Annotated in this window: 14 protein-coding genes and 1 tRNA gene; 8 read left to right on the plus strand and 7 right to left on the minus strand. The window is 71.5% G+C overall.

The features are described from left to right. Nucleotide 1: 1 nt before the first annotated feature. A complete protein-coding gene (locus AB0P18_RS14335; protein WP_363360591.1) occupies nucleotides 2–1,882 on the plus strand; it encodes a heavy metal translocating P-type ATPase in 1,881 nt (626 codons plus the stop codon). Nucleotides 1,883–2,043: 161 nt separating this feature from the next. Here the strand turns inward: AB0P18_RS14335 and AB0P18_RS14340 are convergent, their stop codons facing one another. Continuing rightward, nucleotides 2,044–2,901, minus strand: coding sequence for a type IV toxin-antitoxin system AbiEi family antitoxin domain-containing protein (locus AB0P18_RS14340; RefSeq protein ID WP_363360593.1), 858 nt, complete (start codon nucleotides 2,899–2,901; stop codon nucleotides 2,044–2,046). 433 nt (nucleotides 2,902–3,334) lie between these two features. Between AB0P18_RS14340 and AB0P18_RS14345 the strand changes: the two genes are divergently transcribed. Both AB0P18_RS14345 and AB0P18_RS14350 read left to right on the plus strand, forming a co-directional pair. Then, nucleotides 3,335–4,405, plus strand: coding sequence for a Glu/Leu/Phe/Val dehydrogenase dimerization domain-containing protein (locus tag AB0P18_RS14345; protein ID WP_363360594.1), 1,071 nt, complete (start codon nucleotides 3,335–3,337; stop codon nucleotides 4,403–4,405). 83 nt (nucleotides 4,406–4,488) lie between these two features. Further along, nucleotides 4,489–6,078 (plus strand): AMP-binding protein, encoded by a 1,590-nt coding sequence (locus AB0P18_RS14350; RefSeq protein WP_363360595.1) that lies wholly within the window; start codon nucleotides 4,489–4,491, stop codon nucleotides 6,076–6,078. 133 nt (nucleotides 6,079–6,211) lie between these two features. Here AB0P18_RS14350 and AB0P18_RS14355 read toward each other — a convergent pair. Further along, nucleotides 6,212–6,284, minus strand: a tRNA-Ala gene (locus tag AB0P18_RS14355). 82 nt (nucleotides 6,285–6,366) lie between these two features. Between AB0P18_RS14355 and AB0P18_RS14360 the strand changes: the two genes are divergently transcribed. Beyond that, nucleotides 6,367–7,551: an amidohydrolase gene (locus tag AB0P18_RS14360; RefSeq protein WP_363360596.1), complete on the plus strand. Its 1,185-nt coding sequence runs from the start codon at nucleotides 6,367–6,369 to the stop codon at nucleotides 7,549–7,551. 7 nt (nucleotides 7,552–7,558) lie between these two features. On the opposite strand, the gene AB0P18_RS14365 is transcribed toward AB0P18_RS14360, so the two are convergent. The 3 genes from AB0P18_RS14365 to galU form a co-directional block, all read right to left on the minus strand. Then, nucleotides 7,559–8,434 carry a large exoprotein gene (locus tag AB0P18_RS14365; protein WP_363360597.1) on the minus strand — a complete coding sequence of 292 codons (876 nt, stop codon included), beginning with the start codon at nucleotides 8,432–8,434 and terminating at the stop codon, nucleotides 7,559–7,561. A gap of 71 nt (nucleotides 8,435–8,505) precedes the next feature. Beyond that, nucleotides 8,506–9,135, minus strand: coding sequence for a GNAT family protein (locus AB0P18_RS14370; protein WP_344054782.1), 630 nt, complete (start codon nucleotides 9,133–9,135; stop codon nucleotides 8,506–8,508). Nucleotides 9,136–9,158: 23 nt separating this feature from the next. Next, on the minus strand, nucleotides 9,159–10,046 hold the full coding sequence (gene galU, locus AB0P18_RS14375) for a UTP--glucose-1-phosphate uridylyltransferase GalU (protein WP_363360598.1): 888 nt from the start codon (nucleotides 10,044–10,046) through the stop codon (nucleotides 9,159–9,161). A gap of 96 nt (nucleotides 10,047–10,142) precedes the next feature. Between galU and AB0P18_RS14380 the strand changes: the two genes are divergently transcribed. From AB0P18_RS14380 to mscL, 3 genes are read left to right on the plus strand one after another with little or no spacing between them, the layout of a single operon-like run. Next, nucleotides 10,143–10,739, plus strand: coding sequence for a 5-formyltetrahydrofolate cyclo-ligase (locus AB0P18_RS14380; protein ID WP_344054786.1), 597 nt, complete (start codon nucleotides 10,143–10,145; stop codon nucleotides 10,737–10,739). A 19-nt stretch (nucleotides 10,740–10,758) separates the two neighbouring features. Further along, nucleotides 10,759–11,058, plus strand: coding sequence for an FmdB family zinc ribbon protein (locus AB0P18_RS14385; RefSeq protein ID WP_344054788.1), 300 nt, complete (start codon nucleotides 10,759–10,761; stop codon nucleotides 11,056–11,058). A gap of 33 nt (nucleotides 11,059–11,091) precedes the next feature. Further along, nucleotides 11,092–11,514 (plus strand): large conductance mechanosensitive channel protein MscL, encoded by a 423-nt coding sequence (gene mscL, locus AB0P18_RS14390; RefSeq protein ID WP_344054790.1) that lies wholly within the window; start codon nucleotides 11,092–11,094, stop codon nucleotides 11,512–11,514. Between the two features lie 22 nt (nucleotides 11,515–11,536). On the opposite strand, the gene AB0P18_RS14395 is transcribed toward mscL, so the two are convergent. Together AB0P18_RS14395 and AB0P18_RS14400 are read right to left on the minus strand one after the other, a co-directional pair. Then, nucleotides 11,537–11,746: a hypothetical protein gene (locus AB0P18_RS14395; RefSeq protein WP_363360599.1), complete on the minus strand. Its 210-nt coding sequence runs from the start codon at nucleotides 11,744–11,746 to the stop codon at nucleotides 11,537–11,539. After that, the gene (locus AB0P18_RS14400; protein WP_363360600.1) at nucleotides 11,733–15,425 is read right to left on the minus strand and encodes an AAA family ATPase; all 3,693 of its coding nucleotides are present in this window, start codon (nucleotides 15,423–15,425) and stop codon (nucleotides 11,733–11,735) included. The genes AB0P18_RS14395 and AB0P18_RS14400 overlap by 14 nt, the downstream gene beginning before the upstream one ends. Nucleotides 15,426–15,724: 299 nt before the next feature. Here AB0P18_RS14400 and AB0P18_RS14405 point away from each other — a divergent pair, with 299 nt between their 5' ends. Then, a complete protein-coding gene (locus AB0P18_RS14405) occupies nucleotides 15,725–16,273 on the plus strand; it encodes a methylated-DNA--[protein]-cysteine S-methyltransferase (RefSeq protein ID WP_363360601.1) in 549 nt (182 codons plus the stop codon). Nucleotides 16,274–16,325: the final 52 nt, after the last annotated feature.

Consider the following 16,325-nt stretch of genomic DNA (forward strand, 5'->3'; position numbering starts at 1 on the left):
CGTGCTCCGCGTCCTGACGCGCTACCCCGCCATCACGGCCACCGTCGCCGTGGGGCTCGTGGTGCTCGGCCTCTCGCTCGCCGGCCAGACCGCGGCCGGCCGATGGCTGGCCATCCTCTACGTCTCCGGCTTCATCGTCTGGACCCTGATCGGCATGGTCCGCGACGTCCTCCGCGGACACGTCGGTCTCGACATCCTCGCCGTCATCGCGATGGTCGCCACCCTCGCCGTCGGCGAGTACGTCGCCGCGCTCATCATCGCGCTCATGCTCGCGGGCGGCGAGGCGCTCGAGGACTACGCCGGACGCCGCGCGAAGCGCGAACTCACCGCCCTGCTCGACCGCTCGCCCCGCATCGCCCACGTGATCGTGCGCCCCCGGGAGGAGACCTCCGACGAGGTGCGGGATGCCGCCGCCGACGAGGTCCGCATCGGCGATGTCCTGCTGGTGCGGCCGTCGGAGATCGTCCCGGTCGACGGGGTTCTGCTCACGGAGTCCGGCACGTTCGACGAGTCCTCGCTCACCGGCGAGAGCATGCCGGTTTCGCGCGCGGCGGGCGAGGAGGTGCTCTCCGGCGCGGTGAACGGGTCGCGCGCGGTGCGCATCCGGGCCGTGCGCCGCAGCGCGGACAGCCAGTACCAGCAGATCGTGGCGCTCGTCCGCGACGCGCAGGAGTCGCGGGCTCCGGTCGTGCGACTCGCCGACCGCTTCGCGATCCCGTTCACCGCCGTCTCGCTCGTGATCGCCGGTGCCGCATGGGGTCTGTCCGGCGACCCGGCGCGATTCGCCGAGGTGCTCGTGCTCGCGACTCCGTGCCCGTTGCTGATCGCGGCGCCGGTCGCCTTCCTCGGCGGACTCTCGCGTGCGGCGAAGGCCGGGATCATCATCAAGGGCGGGGCGGTGATCGAGCAGCTCGCGCGCGTCCGCTCGGCGGCGTTCGACAAGACCGGCACGCTCACGCAGGGAAGACCGGACCTGGTGGCGGTGCGCCCCGCCCCGGGCTTCGACGCCGACGAGGTGCTCGCACTGGCGGCATCCGCTGAGCAGTACTCCAGCCATGTCCTCGCCGACGGCATCCGCCGGGCCGCGCGGGAGCGCGGACTCGGTGTCGCAGCGGCCACCGAGGCGCGCGAGGTCGCGACGAACGGCGTGACCGCGGTGATCAGTGGCCGCACGGTCGTGGTCGGCAAGCCCGCGTACATCGCCGCCCTCGCTCCCGACACCGAACGCGCATCGCTCGAGCCCGGGCAGGCCGCCGCCTACGTCGCCGTGGACGGGCGGTTCGCGGGCGCGCTCGTCCTCGCCGACGACGTGCGTCCGGAGTCGCGCGACGTCGTCGAATGGCTCGCCGCGCACGGCGTCGAGCGGATCGTGATGCTGACCGGCGATGCCCGCGCGACCGGTGAGAGCATCGCGCACGAAGTCGGCATCACCGACGTGCACGCGGAGCTGCTTCCCACCGAGAAGGTGCATCTCGCCGCGCAGCTGCGCCCGCGCCCGGTCATGATGGTGGGCGACGGCGTGAACGACGCCCCGGTGCTCGCCGCCGCGGACATCGGCATCGCGATGGGCGCGAAGGGCGCGACCGCGGCGGGCGATGCCGCGGATGCCGTGATCCTGAAGGACTCCCTCGCGAAGGTCGTCGACGCGGTCTCGATCGGACGGCACACGCTGCGGGTCGCGTATACGGCGATCTGGATCGGCATCGCGATCAGCATCGCGCTCATGCTCGTCGCGACGACGGGGCTCATCCCGGCCGTCGCCGGCGCGCTGATCCAGGAGCTCGTCGACCTGACGACGATCCTGTACGCGCTGCGCGCCCTGACCGGCCCCGCGTCCGGTCTGCGGGTGTCCGAGTCCCGGGCGCCGGCCGCAGCGGCCTGAGTCCGGGGCGCCGACTGCAGCGGCCTGAGTCCGGGTGACCGTTCACCCCGGTTCCCGCCCCCGGCGTGCCGAAACACTGCTGCCTGGTTCCTATGTCGCCCCCGGCGCGGCGACGCGCCGACAGCCGTCACAGCCAGCAGTGTTTCGGCACGCCGCAGGCCTCAGCCGCGGCCGGCAGCGCCGGGGAACCCCCGGAGTCGCGCCTCACGAATGCCGCGCAACGACGCGACGACCCGCTCGGGGTGATAGAGGATGTCCTCGGCGATGACATGCAGCGATGCCAACCCCATCGCGGCGAGAGCGACGTCTCGCCGCCGATCGCGCTTCTGCGCCTCCCACCCGGAATGGAACTGCGCACTGTCGCACTCGACGACCAGCCAACCGTCAAGCACCAGATCCACCCTCCCCACCCCGGCGAACCACTTCTGAAGCTCGACCTCGAACCCGAGCATGAGCGCGATCAGCCGCACGAGCGTCTCCGGGCCCGACTCGGCCCGACCGTCGACGAAACGGCGCAGCACCCGCCGTCGAGGTGACACCCCGGCGAAGATCTCGTCGAGGTCGTCCTCATCGATCAACCGCAACTGCAGGGCCGAGTCGATCGTGGCGATCGCTGCCCGCGGCGGCTGGCACTCGATGGCCTGCGCGACGGCATCGATGACGTCCACGACGGTCGTCCGCGGGTGCGGACACCGCAGGAGCGGTCTCCAGTGCCAGATGCTCGCGCCGCGCGCGACGGCTGCCTTGCGCGTGCCGCGCTCGAAGTGCACATGCAGTTCGTCGCTCCGGAGCACGAACACGCCCACGCGTCGCAGCGACGACACGCAGCCGAGTCGACCGGAGTTCCGCGCGGCGAGGATGCAGTCCCGATCGGCGCCGGCGTGCATGTACACGCCGCGGCGCACACTGATGAGGACGCCCTCCCGCACCGAGCGCGCGATGTCCCGCTTGCTCCATCCCTGCCGGCGGAGATCCACCGCACGATAGAGCCTGTCCGGACCGGCCTCGTCTGTCGACATCCCGTCAGGTTGGCCGCACCGCCGCCGCTGTGGACCGCGCGCGGTCGCTTCTGTGCACGCCGTGACGAAGGCGCGGCCTGGGGAGGAACGGTTCCGCGGCCCGAACGACTGCTGACAGTGACTGAAGTCGGCATCCGACGGCCGGAATCGCCCCGTCCGCCCCACCCAGCCGTCGCCGGGGACGGGGCGGCGTGCGCGCCACCGTGCGAGACGCACGGTGGCGAGGGCCTTCGAGGAGGGACACTGCGCAGATCGCTCGATTTCACCGACGCACGTTGAACATTCGGGATGCCGGTGGTCGAATGGACCCGGATGCGCGAAGCCGCCCATCCCCCGCACCCGCCGAGTCCCACAAGGACGGTGCTCCCCGGCGCCCGCGTCTCAGGACCGAGCCCGGCGAGGCACCACGGCGGCCGATCGACGAGGACCGACCATGTCTGCGACCCTGCCCCTGCCCGACTTCCGCCACGAACGCGTCGAGACCGTGACCGGTCGCCGCAGCGGCCTGTTCATCGCGGTGGCACTGCACTCCTCCGTGCTCGGCTCCGCCCTCGGCGGCGCGCGCCTGTGGAGCTACCCGCACTGGAGCGACGCCCTCGGCGACGCGCTGCGCCTTTCGGCGGCGATGACGCTCAAGAACGCCGCGGCGGGGCTGGATGCCGGAGGCGGCAAGTCCGTGATCGCACTCCCGCCCGGCACGCAGTTGGATGCCGAGCGGCGGCGCGCGGCGTTCCTCGACCTCGGCGACGCCGTCGAGTCGCTCGGTGGCCTGTACCGCACGGCGGAGGATGTGGGCTCGACGACCGAGGACATGCTCACCGTCAGCGAGAGGACGAGCCATGTCGTGGGTCTGCCCGAGGCCGGCGGCGGATCGGGCGAGCCCGCGGGGCCGACGAGCCTCGGCGTGTACGAGTCGCTCCGCGCGACCCTGGAACGCGTGACGGGGTCGTCCGACGTCGCCGGGCGTCGCATCACGATCTCCGGCCTCGGCCAGGTCGGCAGCCGCCTCGCTGTGCGTCTGAGCGCCGAGGGCGCGAAGCTCACGGTCACCGATGTGAAACCCGCCAAGCGCGACCTCGCCGCGCAGCTGGATGCCGCGTGGATCGCACCCGGCGAGGAGCACCTCGTCTCGGCCGACGTGTTCGTCCCGGCCGGCATCGGCGGTCTCCTCACCGACGAGGTCATCGACGCCCTCGACGCGAAGGCCGTCTGCGGCCCCGCGAACAACCCCCTGGCCGATCACTCCGGCGCCGACCGGCTCGCCGGGCGCGGCATCCTGTATGCACCCGACTTCGTCGTGAACGCCGGCGGTGTGATCTACCTCGACCTGGAGGCCAAGCAGCTCGGCACCCGTGAAGAGATCATGGACCGCGTCGCCGCGATCGGCGACACCGTCCGTCGCATCTTCGACGAGGCCGAGACGCGCAGGGTCACACCTCTCGAGGCGGCCGAGGGTCTCGCCGCCGAGCGCCTGGCGGCCGGCGCGCACGTCTTCGCGGGCTGAATCGCGGGACGCAGTCCCGCACCCGATGACACCCGGTCTCCACGGTGCGAGGATGGGAGCACCGCGTCGTCGAGGGAGACCGCATGTTCCGAAGCCCCATGCCCGATGTCGAGATCCCCGAGGTGGGCGTCTACGACTTCCTCTTCGGGTCGCTCAGCGAAGCGGATGCCGCCGCCACGGCTCTGATCGACCCGGCGACCCGTGCCGAGACGACGTACGGGGCGCTCCGCGCGCAGGTGGATGCGTTCGCCGGTGCCCTGGCCGCGCGGGGCGTCGGGACGGACACCGTGATCGGATTGCTCTGCCCGAACGTGCCGGCCTTCGCCACCGTGTTCCACGGCATCCTCCGGCTCGGGGCGACCGTCACCACGATCAACTCGCTCTACACGGCAGGAGAGATCCAGAAGCAGCTGAGCGACGCCGGGGCGACCTGGCTCATCACGGTGTCGCCGCTGCTGCCGCAGGCGGAGAGTGCGGCGGCCGAGGTCGGCATCTCGGCCGACCATCTGATCGTGCTGGACGGCGCCGAGGGACACCCGAACCTGCGTGAGCTGCTCTCGGAGCAGCACACGCCGCCCGAGGTGAGTTTCGACCCGGCCACCCACGTCGCGGTTCTGCCCTACTCCTCCGGAACGACCGGCGTCCCGAAGGGCGTCATGCTCACGCACCGCAACCTCGTCGCGAACGTGCAGCAGTGCCGCTCGAACATCGATCTGAAGAACACCGACCGGGTGCTCGCCGTCCTGCCCTTCTTCCACATCTACGGCATGACGGTGCTGCTGAACCTCGCGCTCCGACAGCGGGCGAGCCTGGTCACGATGCCGAAGTTCGATCTGGTGGAGTTCCTCACGAACATCCAGACGCACCGCTGCACGTATCTGTACATCGCCCCGCCGATCGCGGTCGCCCTGGCCAAGCATCCGATCGTCGACCAGTTCGACATCTCCACGGTCCACACGGTCTTCTCCGGCGCGGCGCCCCTGGACGGCGAGACCGCGGAGGCCGCGGCCCGCCGCATCCACGCGCGCATGATGCAGGGCTACGGCATGAGCGAGCTGAGCCCCGTCTCGCACGCGATGCCCTACCAGCGCGACGACGTGCCGGTGAGTTCGGTCGGGACGCTTCTGCCGAACCAGGAGTGCAAGCTGGTCGACACTGAGACCGGCGAGGAGATCACCGAGCTCGGCCCGGACGGCGTGACCGCGCCGGGCGAGATCTGGGTTAGGGGCCCCAACGTCATGCTCGGGTATCTCAACAAGCCCGACGCGACCTCCGAGACCCTGGACGCCGACGGGTTCCTGCACACCGGCGATGTCGGTGTCTACCACGAGGGCGGCTACTTCTCGATCGTCGACCGGGTAAAGGAGCTCATCAAGTACAAGGGCTATCAGATCGCCCCGGCCGAGCTCGAGGCGCTGCTGCTGTCGCACCCGAAGATCATGGATGCCGCCGTGATCGGCGTCCTCGACGAGGACCGGCAGGAGATCCCGAAGGCGTTCATCGTGGCCGCCCCCGACGCGGGGGTCACGGATGCCGAGGTCATGGCGTTCGTGGCGGACAACGTCGCGCCCCACAAGAAGGTGCGCCGCGTGGAGTTCATCGACGCGATCCCGAAGTCCGCGTCGGGCAAGATCCTGCGCAAGGATCTCCGCGCCCGGGAGAGCGCGGCCTGATCCTTCGCATCGCCCACTGAGTGTCCAGGACACGCCGTCGCGTCCGCGCCGTGCACGGCGCGTCGTGGACACTCAACGCAGGGGCCGGCCCGGGCAAGCGAAATGCCCCGCCGAGGCGGGGCATTTCAGAACGTGGACCTGAGGGGACTCGAACCCCTGACCCCCTCGATGCGAACGAGGTGCGCTACCAGCTGCGCCACAGGCCCATGAACCTCCGATAGGTTATCACGCACTCCGGGGCCTTCCCGCGCGCTGCGGCGCCGCACGCGGACGGTCCAGGATGGGAGTATGCCGCATCCCACGCTCGACCCGGTGACCCTTGTGCAGAACGTCCGGCCGTGGGGCGGCACCCCCTCCGACATCGCGATCGCGGGCGGTCTGATCACCGCGATCACACCCGCCGGTCCGCCCGTGGAAGGCGCTGTCGACGGCGGCGGACTGCTCGCTCTGCCCGGACTGATCAACACGCACGCTCACGTCGACAAATCGTGGTGGGGCCTGCCGTGGCAGTCGTACGGCGGCGCAGGCGGAATCCAGGGACGGATCGACCACGAGCGCTCCCGGCGCCGCGAGCTGGGCTTCCCGAGCGTGGAGACCACCGCCGCCGTCCTGCGCGAATTCGCCCGCCACGGCACCACCGCCGTCCGCACGCACGTCGACATCGACACCGACATCGGCCGGGAGGGCATCGACGCCGTCCGCGAAGCCGCGGCCGCCTACGACGGCGCGATCGACGTGCAGATCGTCGCGTTCCCGCAGGACGGCGTCCTTCGTCGGCCCGGTGTTCTCGACATGCTGGCGGATGCTGCCCGCGCAGGAGCCGATCACGTCGGCGGGCTCGATCCCGCCTCGATCGACCGCGACCCCGTCGGCCAGCTCGACGCGATCTTCCGCCTGGCTGCGGAGCACGACGTCGGGATCGACATCCACCTGCACGATCCCGCCGAGCTGGGCGCGTTCCAGTTCGATCTGATCATCGACCGGACGCGCGCCCTGGGGCGCGAGGGTCGGGTGAACATCGCCCACGGCTTCGCTCTCGCGCAGGTCGATGACCTCCGGCGCCGCGATCTTCTCGCCGCGATGGGAGAACTCGACATCACGCTCACCACGGTCGCGCCGCTACGCCTGCCGCAGTTGCCGCTGCATGAGCTCGACGCGGCCGGTGTCGCGTTCGGCTTCGGCACGGACGGCATCCGCGACCTGTGGAGTCCCTACGGCACCGGCGATCTTCTCGGCATCGCCTGGCAGTATGCGCGCGCGTCGAGCATCGTCCGCGACGAGGACCTCATCCGGGTGCTCGAGCTCGCCACCCGCTCGGCAGCGCGCTTCGTCGGCCGCAGCACCCACGATCTGGTCGCCGGCTCTCGCGCCGACATCGTGCTGCTCGACGCCGAGAACCCGATGGACGCCCTCGTGCGCACTCCGCCGCGCGCACTCGTGATCGGCGGCGGGCGGGTGCTCCACGCGGCGTGAGCCGCGCTCAGCCCGCGCGGCTGGCGAGCAGTCGGCGCACGTGCGCTTCGATCTCCGCGTCGTCCACGGGACCGCGGCGACCGAGCTCGGCGGACTCGGTGCGGGCGCGCGCGACGGCGATCGACGGCGGGCGCTGGGCCTCGGCGCGCTGCCGTGCGGCTTCCTCGACGGCCGCCTGCCGCAGCGATTCGCGCGCGGCGGCGGCATCCAGCACGGCGGACGCGCGGGAGCCCGCAGACACCGTGAGCGGCCGGGGCAGTTCGCGCGGCGCCCAGCCGCGACGATCGGTCGGCAGCGCGACGTCCTGCACGGCGGCCTCGGCGCGCACGGCGACCGGTGCGACGCTCTCGCGGATCACGGCCCGCGCTCCGACCCGGTTCATCTTCTGCAGCAGCAGCGCGCACACGGCGGCGGCGGCGACGCCGCTCCAGAGGGCGATCTGCGATCCGGTCGAGACCACGAGCCAACCGCCCCAGCCGGCGAGGCCGAGCGCGGCGACCGCGAAGCCGGTGAGGGTCAGACGCGTGCGACGCCGGGCCCGCGCGCGGCGGGCCTCGGGGGCGGCCTTGGCTGCGGCGCGCTCGTCGCGCGCCCGCTCGAGGTCCATGCGGGCCTGTTCGAGCGCGGTCTGCGTGCGCTCGTTCACGGCGCGGCGAGCGAGGCGCTGCTGCGCCAGCGCGGTGCGGGCGTTCAGTTCGAGACGGACCTCTTCGGGGGTCTCACTCGTCTCGGCCAGCACGCGCAGAGCCTGATTCAGACGCACCGCGTTGCGCTCCGCGGCGTCGAACTGCCGCCTGCTGTGCCACGTCGGCAGCAGATAGACCATCCACAGGAGCACCGCGACGAGCACGATGACTCCGCCGCCCAGTACCTGCCCACCCATGCCGACAACGGTATGCGAACGGATGCCGACGGACCGGCATCCTGCCGCGTGTCGGAGATGCCGGATAGGGTTCAGGCCCGCAGACGGTCGCTCGGCGGCACGGTCGCCGCATCCTGCGGCGCGCGCCCCTGCACCCAGCGGGCGAGGACCCCCTCGGGGACGTCCTCGCGCGTGAGGGCGAATGCGTAGTGATCCCGCCAGTCGCCGTTGATGTGGATGAACCGCCGGCGCAGGCCTTCGTAGCGGAAGCCGAGCTTCTCGACGACCCGCAGGCTCGCCTGGTTCTCGGGGCGGATGCAGATCTCCATGCGGTGCAGGCGCATCTCGTCGAAGCACACGTCCGTCGCGAGGGCCACCGAGGTCGTGGTGATGCCACGTCCCGCGAACCGCTCGCTCACCCAATACCCGATCGTCGCCGACGCGAGGGATCCGCGGGCGATCCCCCACACGTTGAGCTGCCCGGTCACTTCACCGGCGTACTCCATCACGAGGGGCACGCCGGAGCCGTCGCGGTACTGCTGAAGGAGTCTGCGGATACCCGCGCGCATGTCGAAGGACACCGGCCCGTCCGGGCTCGTCGCCTCCCATGGCCGCAGCCAGGCACGGTTGGAGAGGAGTTCGTTCTGCAGCACGCGGGCATCGCGCGCACGCACCAGCCGTATGCCGACTTCTCCGTGCCGGCGGGGCGTCGTCAGGTCCACGCAACCCCCTCGTGCCTGCGGCGTCAGAGCTTCGCCGCGAAATCCTTGAACCAGGGACGCAGCTCGGGGCCGAGATCCTCACGGTCGACGGCCAGCTGCACGATGGCCTTGATGTAGTCCACCCTATCGCCGGTGTCGTACCGACGGCCACGGAACACGACGCCGTACACGCCGGGTCCATCCGGGTCTGCGGCGAGCTCCTGCAGCGCGTCGGTCAGCTGGATCTCGCCGCCCTTTCCGGGCTCGGTGCGCTCGAGGATGTCGAAGATCGCCGGGCTCAGCACGTAGCGGCCGATCACGGCGAGGTTCGACGGGGCGTCCTCGGGCTTCGGCTTCTCGACGAGCCCGGTGACCCGCACGACGTCGGGGTCATCGGTCTGCTCCGCGGCGGCGACACCGTACATGCCGATGTGGGCGGGGTCGACCTCCATGAGCGCGACGATCGCGGCGCCGGTGCGCTCGTGCTCGGCGAGCATCGTCGTCAGCAGCGCGTCGCGCTCGTCGATCAGGTCGTCGCCGAGCATCACGGCGAACGGCGAATCCCCGACGTGGGCGCGGGCGCGGAGGACCGCGTGACCGAGGCCCTTCGGGTCGCCCTGACGCACGAAGTGGATGTCGGCCATGTCGCTGGATGCCATGACCCGCTGCAGGCGATCGGCGTCGCCCTTCTCGGTGAGCTTGACCTCGAGTTCGGGGACGGAGTCGAAGTGGTTCGAGATGGCGTTCTTGTTGCGCCCGATGATGACCAGGATGTCCGTGATGCCGGCGGCGGCAGCCTCTTCGACGACGTACTGGATCGCGGGCTTGTCGACGACCGGCAGCATCTCTTTGGGCATGGCCTTGGTCGCAGGCAGGAAGCGGGTGCCGAGTCCCGCGGCGGGGATGACGGCCTTGAAGGGCTTGTGGGGCATCGTCCGACTCTACCGAGAGGCGGATGTGAGGCCCATGGGCGTCGTGTCGCCTTGCCCCCACGCGGACCCCGTGCTATCCGCGCCTACAATCGACGTATGCCCGACGAGATCGCCGACGCCAAGCGCGCCCTGCGCGCCGAGCTGCGCGAGCGTCGTCAGCTGCTCTCGCAGCATGCGCGGGATGCCGCGGCCGCGGCGATCGCGCAGCGCCTCGACGCTCTGGTCGACGAGCTCGGCGTCCGGTCGATGTCGTGCTTCCTGTCCACGACGACGGAGCCGGGGACCCGCGACTTCGTCGACGCCGCGGTGCGGCGCGGCATCCGGGTCCTCCTTCCCGTGACGCGTGCCGACGGCCTGCTGGACTGGTCGGTCGCCACACCCGACCTCGACATCGCCGAGGGGCTGCACGGACTGCCCGAGCCGGTCGGGGAGCTGCTCGGACCCATCGCCGTGAACGACGTCGACCTGCTCGTGATCCCCGCGGCAGCCGTGGACCGCAGTGGGATGCGGCTCGGCTGGGGTCGCGGCTACTTCGACAAGACGATCGGCTCGATGGAGGGCTGCCCGCCGGTCTACGCGGTCGTCTACGACTCCGAACTCCTCGACGAGGTCCCCCGCGACGTGCACGACCAGCCCGTGACGGGTGTCGTCACCCCCACTCAGACCCTTCGCCTCGCACCCGCGCGGCGCTGACCGCCCGAAAGAGCAGCCCATGCCGACCTACGCCTATGCCTGCAAGCAGTGCGGACACCGCTTCGACGCCGTGCAGTCCTTCGCCGACCCCACCCTCACCGAGTGCCCCGAGTGCGGCGGAGAGCTGCGCAAGGAGTACGGCTCGATCGGTGTGACCTTCAACGGATCCGGGTTCTACCGCACCGATTCGCGCGCGGGATCCGCGAAGTCCTCCGACGCGGGTTCATCCTCGACCGGCTCATCGGGTGGCACCGCGCCCGCTCCTTCGGCATCATCGAAGTCGGAGTCGAAGTCCTCGCCGGCATCGACCGGATCCTGACCGGCGGAAGCCGGCGACACTGAGGAGAATCACGTGATCAAAGGCTTCAAGGAGTTCATCCTCCGCGGAAACGTCATCGACCTGGCCGTCGCGGTCGTCATCGGCGCGGCGTTCACCGGCATCGTCAACGCGATCGTCGCCGGGCTCATCAACCCCCTGATCGCCCTGATCTTCCAGGCCGATAGCCTGAACGACCTGGTGATCGGCGTCCCGAACGTCCGCGGCGGCATGACCGATTTCGGCATCGGCGTGATCATCGGCGCGATCATCAACTTCCTCGCGGTCGCTGTCGTCGTGTACTTCGTGTTCGTCTACCCGATGAACCGGGTGAAGGAACGCGCGGCCGCGAAGGCCGGAATCGCCGAAGAAGAAGCGTCCGAGCTGCCGACCGAGCAGGAGCTGCTGCTGCAGATCCGCGATCTGCTCGCCGCACCGAACGGCCCCGCACCCAAGTAGTCGCGGGGTCTCGGCCCTCGCGTCAGTAGTGCGGGGGCACGTCGCGGCGCAAGCGCTCGTCGTTCGGGCCCACGGCGCCGGGACCTGAGGCCTCGGCCGAAGCGGATGCCGAGCCCTCGGCATCCGCTTCGGTGGGCTCGTTCGTCGTCCCCGGTGCCGGCGTCAGCTTGGCGCGCCGGGATCCGGCGACCCGCTCGACGCGCTGCCGGGGAGGCTTCTCACTCGATGACATCGATCGGCTGCGTCTCGGTGTCGGCCGTGGGCGACTCCGGGGCGACGCCCAGCATCGCGGCGATCCGCGCCGCGACGCCGGCCGGATCGCTGTACAGGTCGAACGAGTGCACGCGCACGTAGTGCCAGCCGAGCCGGCGGAGGATCTGCGGGCGCAGACGCAGCGACTCCCGCAGCGACTCCCCGATCGTCTCGGGGTCGCTCTCGGCCACGACCGCGCGGCCGCCGTGCTGGGCCACGAGCGGCAGCAGCCCGCGGTAGTGCACGTCGACCGAGACCCCGAGCCGGCGGAGCTCACGGGCGAGGTTCCGGGTGAGCGGATCAGCGAGGTCCTCGAGGCGCTTCTCGCGCGCCCGCGCAGCGATCCCGCCCAGGATCGACATGAGGGTCGCGGCTCCGTGCTCGAGGCGCCCGTCGTCGAAGGCGGACGGGCGGATCGACGAGACGATCACCATCGAGCGTCGCGCGCGGGTCATGCCGACGGTGAGCAGCCGCTCGCCGTCGGGGGTGGACAGGTCGCCGAAGTCACTCAGGACCCGGCCGTGCTTGGTGAGCCCGAATCCGAGGGAGAAGATCACCCGGTCGCGGCTCTCGGCGACGGATTCCTCCAGCGTGAGCACCGAGAGCGGCTCGGCCGTGTCGCGCGAGACGAAGTCCGCGACATCGGAGCGCCCGGCGAAGGCCGCCTCGACCGCGGCGCGGACGCGTTCGGCGTGCTTCGCGCTCGCGGTGACGACCATGAGCGACTCGGACCCGCGATTGACCGCGTGCTCGATCACGAGCGTCACGACCCGCTGCACTTCGGCGTCGGGGCTCTCCACCGCGCCGCTGATCGGGTCGGGCGCTCCCGTTCCGCCCTCGACGTAGTCGACGCTGAGGCTTCCACGTCCGAGGTAGGACCCCGCCCACGGGAACGAGATGAGCTCTCCCCCGTAGAACGCGTCGTTCACGAGCTCGGCGAGATCCTCGCCGCCGGCGCGGTAGCTGCGGGTGAGCGTCGCGACCGGCAACAGCTCGGCCAGACGCTCGAAGACGCTCGTGTCGTCGAACGGCTCTGCCGGTACGTCGTCCTCGGCCGGGATCCCGGAGGACACCCGGAACGGCGTCGGCTTCTGCGTCACCGGATCGCCGAAGACGACGACCTGACGGGCGCGGCGCAGCGCGGGCGCGGCTTCTGCCAGGCACACCGCTGCGGCATCCGCGATGATGACGACGTCGAACGCGAGCTCGAGAGGGATGCCGGGCACGTCGTACGGCGAGGCGAGCCACACCGGTGCGAGTGTGCGCAGGAGTGTGGGGGCGGCGGCGACGAGGTCGGCCGGGGTCGACGTGCCGTTCTTCAGCGCGGTCTTCAGGGCCGCGGCTTCGCCGGCTTCGTCGACGATCCCGATGCGCCACTGCGTGGCCAGCTGGGCGGCCAGCAGCGGACCGGATGCCGCGGCATGGGCCTCATCGACGAGCCGGAAGTCCCGCTCCAGGCGATCCACGACGGATGTGTTCGCGCCGAGGAGCGCACGGTCGCTGCGCAGCAGGTACTCCAGGGCCGACTGCCACCAGGCGAACTCGAGCTCGGCGCCCACGAGCTCTTCGGGCACGTGCCGGACGGACAGCTCCGCCAGCAGCGGCTCCAGGCCGAGTGACCGCAGTTCTCCGCGGAGCGTCGCGCGCTCGACGAGGTTGTCGAACACGTCGGACTCGGCGGCGAGCCCGGCGAGCGTGCGGACGAGCTGGGCGACGGGGAGCGCCGCGAGGCGGTCGGCGCCGTCGCGGCCGACGACGCCGTCCAGTTCGGCGAGATCGGCGTCCACTTTCTGCCACGCGACGTACACGTCGGCGAGTCCGAGTGGGACGGCGGGGATCACGCCCGCGTCGACGACACGCTGCCATTCGGTGCGCTGCTGCTGCACGCGCACGAGGGCTTCGTGCATGTCGATGATGTGCACGCCCGGGCGGACGTACTCGCGGGAGAGGTGGCGCAGACGCCGGCGCTGCGGTCCGGTGAGCGAGGGGGCATCGCGGCGCGGACCGTGCGCCTGGATGAGCTCGCCGAGCGGCCGCTCGAACACCGTCGGGCTGAACTTGTCGAGCGAATCGCGGATGCCCTGCAGGAGCCGGAGGTACGCACCGAGCTCGCTCACCGTGCGGAACGGTCGCATGCGCGTCTGGGCGATGAGCTCGTAGCCGCGCTCGAGGATGTTCGGGACGTCCTGGTGATGCAGCTTTCCGGCCAGGGCGTGAGCGGCACGGGCGGCACCGGTCGTCGCGAACGACACCCCGTACCAGGGCGAGTCGTCGGGGCCGAAGCGGAACTCCCCGAGCCGCGCGGCGGCCGCCAGCGCCGACGCGGCCTTCGTGCGTGCCGGGGCGAGGCGGGCGAGCACGTCGATGTCGAATCGCGCGGCGGCGGACGGCGTCGGGGTCTGGGCGGACAGCTCGGCGAGCCGGCGCAGGATGTCCAGCACCGAGACGCCCAGGTCGGGGTGGCGCGCGGTCACGGCGCCCCGATAGTCGCGCAGCACCCCGCGCAGGCGCACGAGCGCGTCGTCGATGTCGCCGACCTTGGGTGGTGTGGCCTTCTCGTTGCGCCCGATCGCCCGGATCAGGTCGCGCTGCAGATCGCGCGGAGAGACCGCGAGACCCGGGAGGCCGATGCCGGTGAGGCGGTGGCGGACGCCGTCCAGCGTGGAGCGGCGGGCGCTGACGACCAGCACGCGCTTGCCGTCGCGCACGAGCGCGCCGACCGCGTTGATGACGGTCTGCGTGCCCCCGGTTCCCGGAAGCGTGTGCACCGCCAGCGAGTGGCCGGCGGCGATGCGGGCGAGGACGCGCTCCTGCTCGGCATCCGCATCGAGAAGAAGGGTGTCCGAGGCCGGCGGACGATCGTCGGGATTGGTGAACGTCGGCTCGTCGCGACGGAGGGTGAGGGTCTCGCGGTCGTCGTGATGGCCCGCGAGGGCGTTGAGGACCGGGTGGTCCAGGTCCACGCAGTCGCGCGCCATCGCGGCGCCGACGTCGGCGAACGTCGAGACCACCAGGCGCGGGTGCACCGTGAACGAGTCGATCCCGGCGGCGAGCGCCCGGAGGTGGTCGATGACCGGCTGCGGCTTGAACACACCGCCGTCGTAAGCGAGCGCGGCGAGCGCGCGTCCGTCGACCTCGATGCCGAAGTGGGTGCGCAGCGCGCGCACGAGCTCGGGGTTCACGGTGAACGTGCCGTGCAGCTTGAGCTCGAAATCGGAGTGGTGCCGACGGATGCCGAGCGGACGCAGCAGCACGGGGGCGTGGCACTGCAGCCCGCCTATGTGCCACGAGGCGAGGCCGACGGCGAGGCTCACCGGCTCGATGCCGCGCGCGGTGCGCAGCTCGACGTTCTTCGCGGTGATGCGCTTCGCCGCGAGGCGCGCGTTGCGCAGGGCCACTTCGTCGCGGAAGAGGTTGGACAGCAGCGTCGAGCGCCCGGTGATGAACTGCGGCAGACTCCCCGGGTGGGCCTTCGTGATCTCGATTCCGCCGTCGCTCGCATCGTCGAAGTGCAGCAGGGTGGAGGGACCGCCGAGTTCGCCGGCCAGGGCGCGGATGCGGTCCCGCTCGGGTTCGGCGATGTGCATGACGCTCACCCCCGGTTCCGAGAGTCCGAGGTCACCGGGGGTCACCGACGGCGCGTCGTCGTGTGCGCCCATGACGGCGCTGCCTTCTCCTCGCCACACACCGCCACACTAAGCGGCGGGCGCCCGCACGCCGGTGAGCCCGCGCGGGTGTCGTCGGATTGGACGACACGCCCGCTGATCAGGCCCGCTTCCGCTCCCCCTGCTCACCGCGAGAGGGCAGAAGTGTTTGGTTCCCACGGCGTGTCGCCCTACAGATCTGCCCTCTCGCGAAGGAGCAGGGGGCTCCTCCCCAGGGGCGGAGCGCCGCAGGTTGTCCACGGAAGGGCACCACGGGCACGGGAGGTGAGGGTGGGAGCGGACAGGATGGGCGCATGACCGACGCGCCCATCCGCTTCCTCCTGCACCCCTCCCCCGTCGGCGACGTGCTGATCGCAGGCACCGACGCCGGCCTCGTGACGCTGCATCCACTGCGCGACCCGCTCGGCCAGGAGCAGGAGCGCCTCTCCCGCGCTCTGCACACCGTCCTCGAGCATGTCGACGATGACCCTCGACTCACCACCGCCGCGCGCCAGCTCGACGAGTACTTCGACGGCGAGCGGCACGACTTCGACCTCGAGCTGGACTGGCGCCTGGTCCGCGGGTTCACGCGCGCCGCGCTCGAGGCCGTGCGCGGCATCCCGTACGGCGAGACCGCCGGCTACGGCGACGTCGCCGTGCTCGCCGGCAGCCCCCGGGCCGCGCGCGCGGTCGGCACCGCGTGCGCGACGACGCCGTTCTCGATCGTGGTGCCGGTGCACCGGGTCGTCCGCGCCGACGGGTCGCTCGGCGAGTACGGCGGGCACCCGGAGGTGAAGGAGTACCTCGTCGAGCTCGAGCGCGCGACGCTCGCGCGCGAGACCGGGCGGGCCGCGGGCGAGTAGGCCGCCCGCGCGCCACGCGGCCCCGCGGATCGCAGATCCGCGGGGCCGCTGA

This window comes from Microbacterium sp. NPDC064584 (assembly GCF_040687315.1).
GTDB lineage: Bacteria > Actinomycetota > Actinomycetes > Actinomycetales > Microbacteriaceae > Microbacterium > Microbacterium lacus.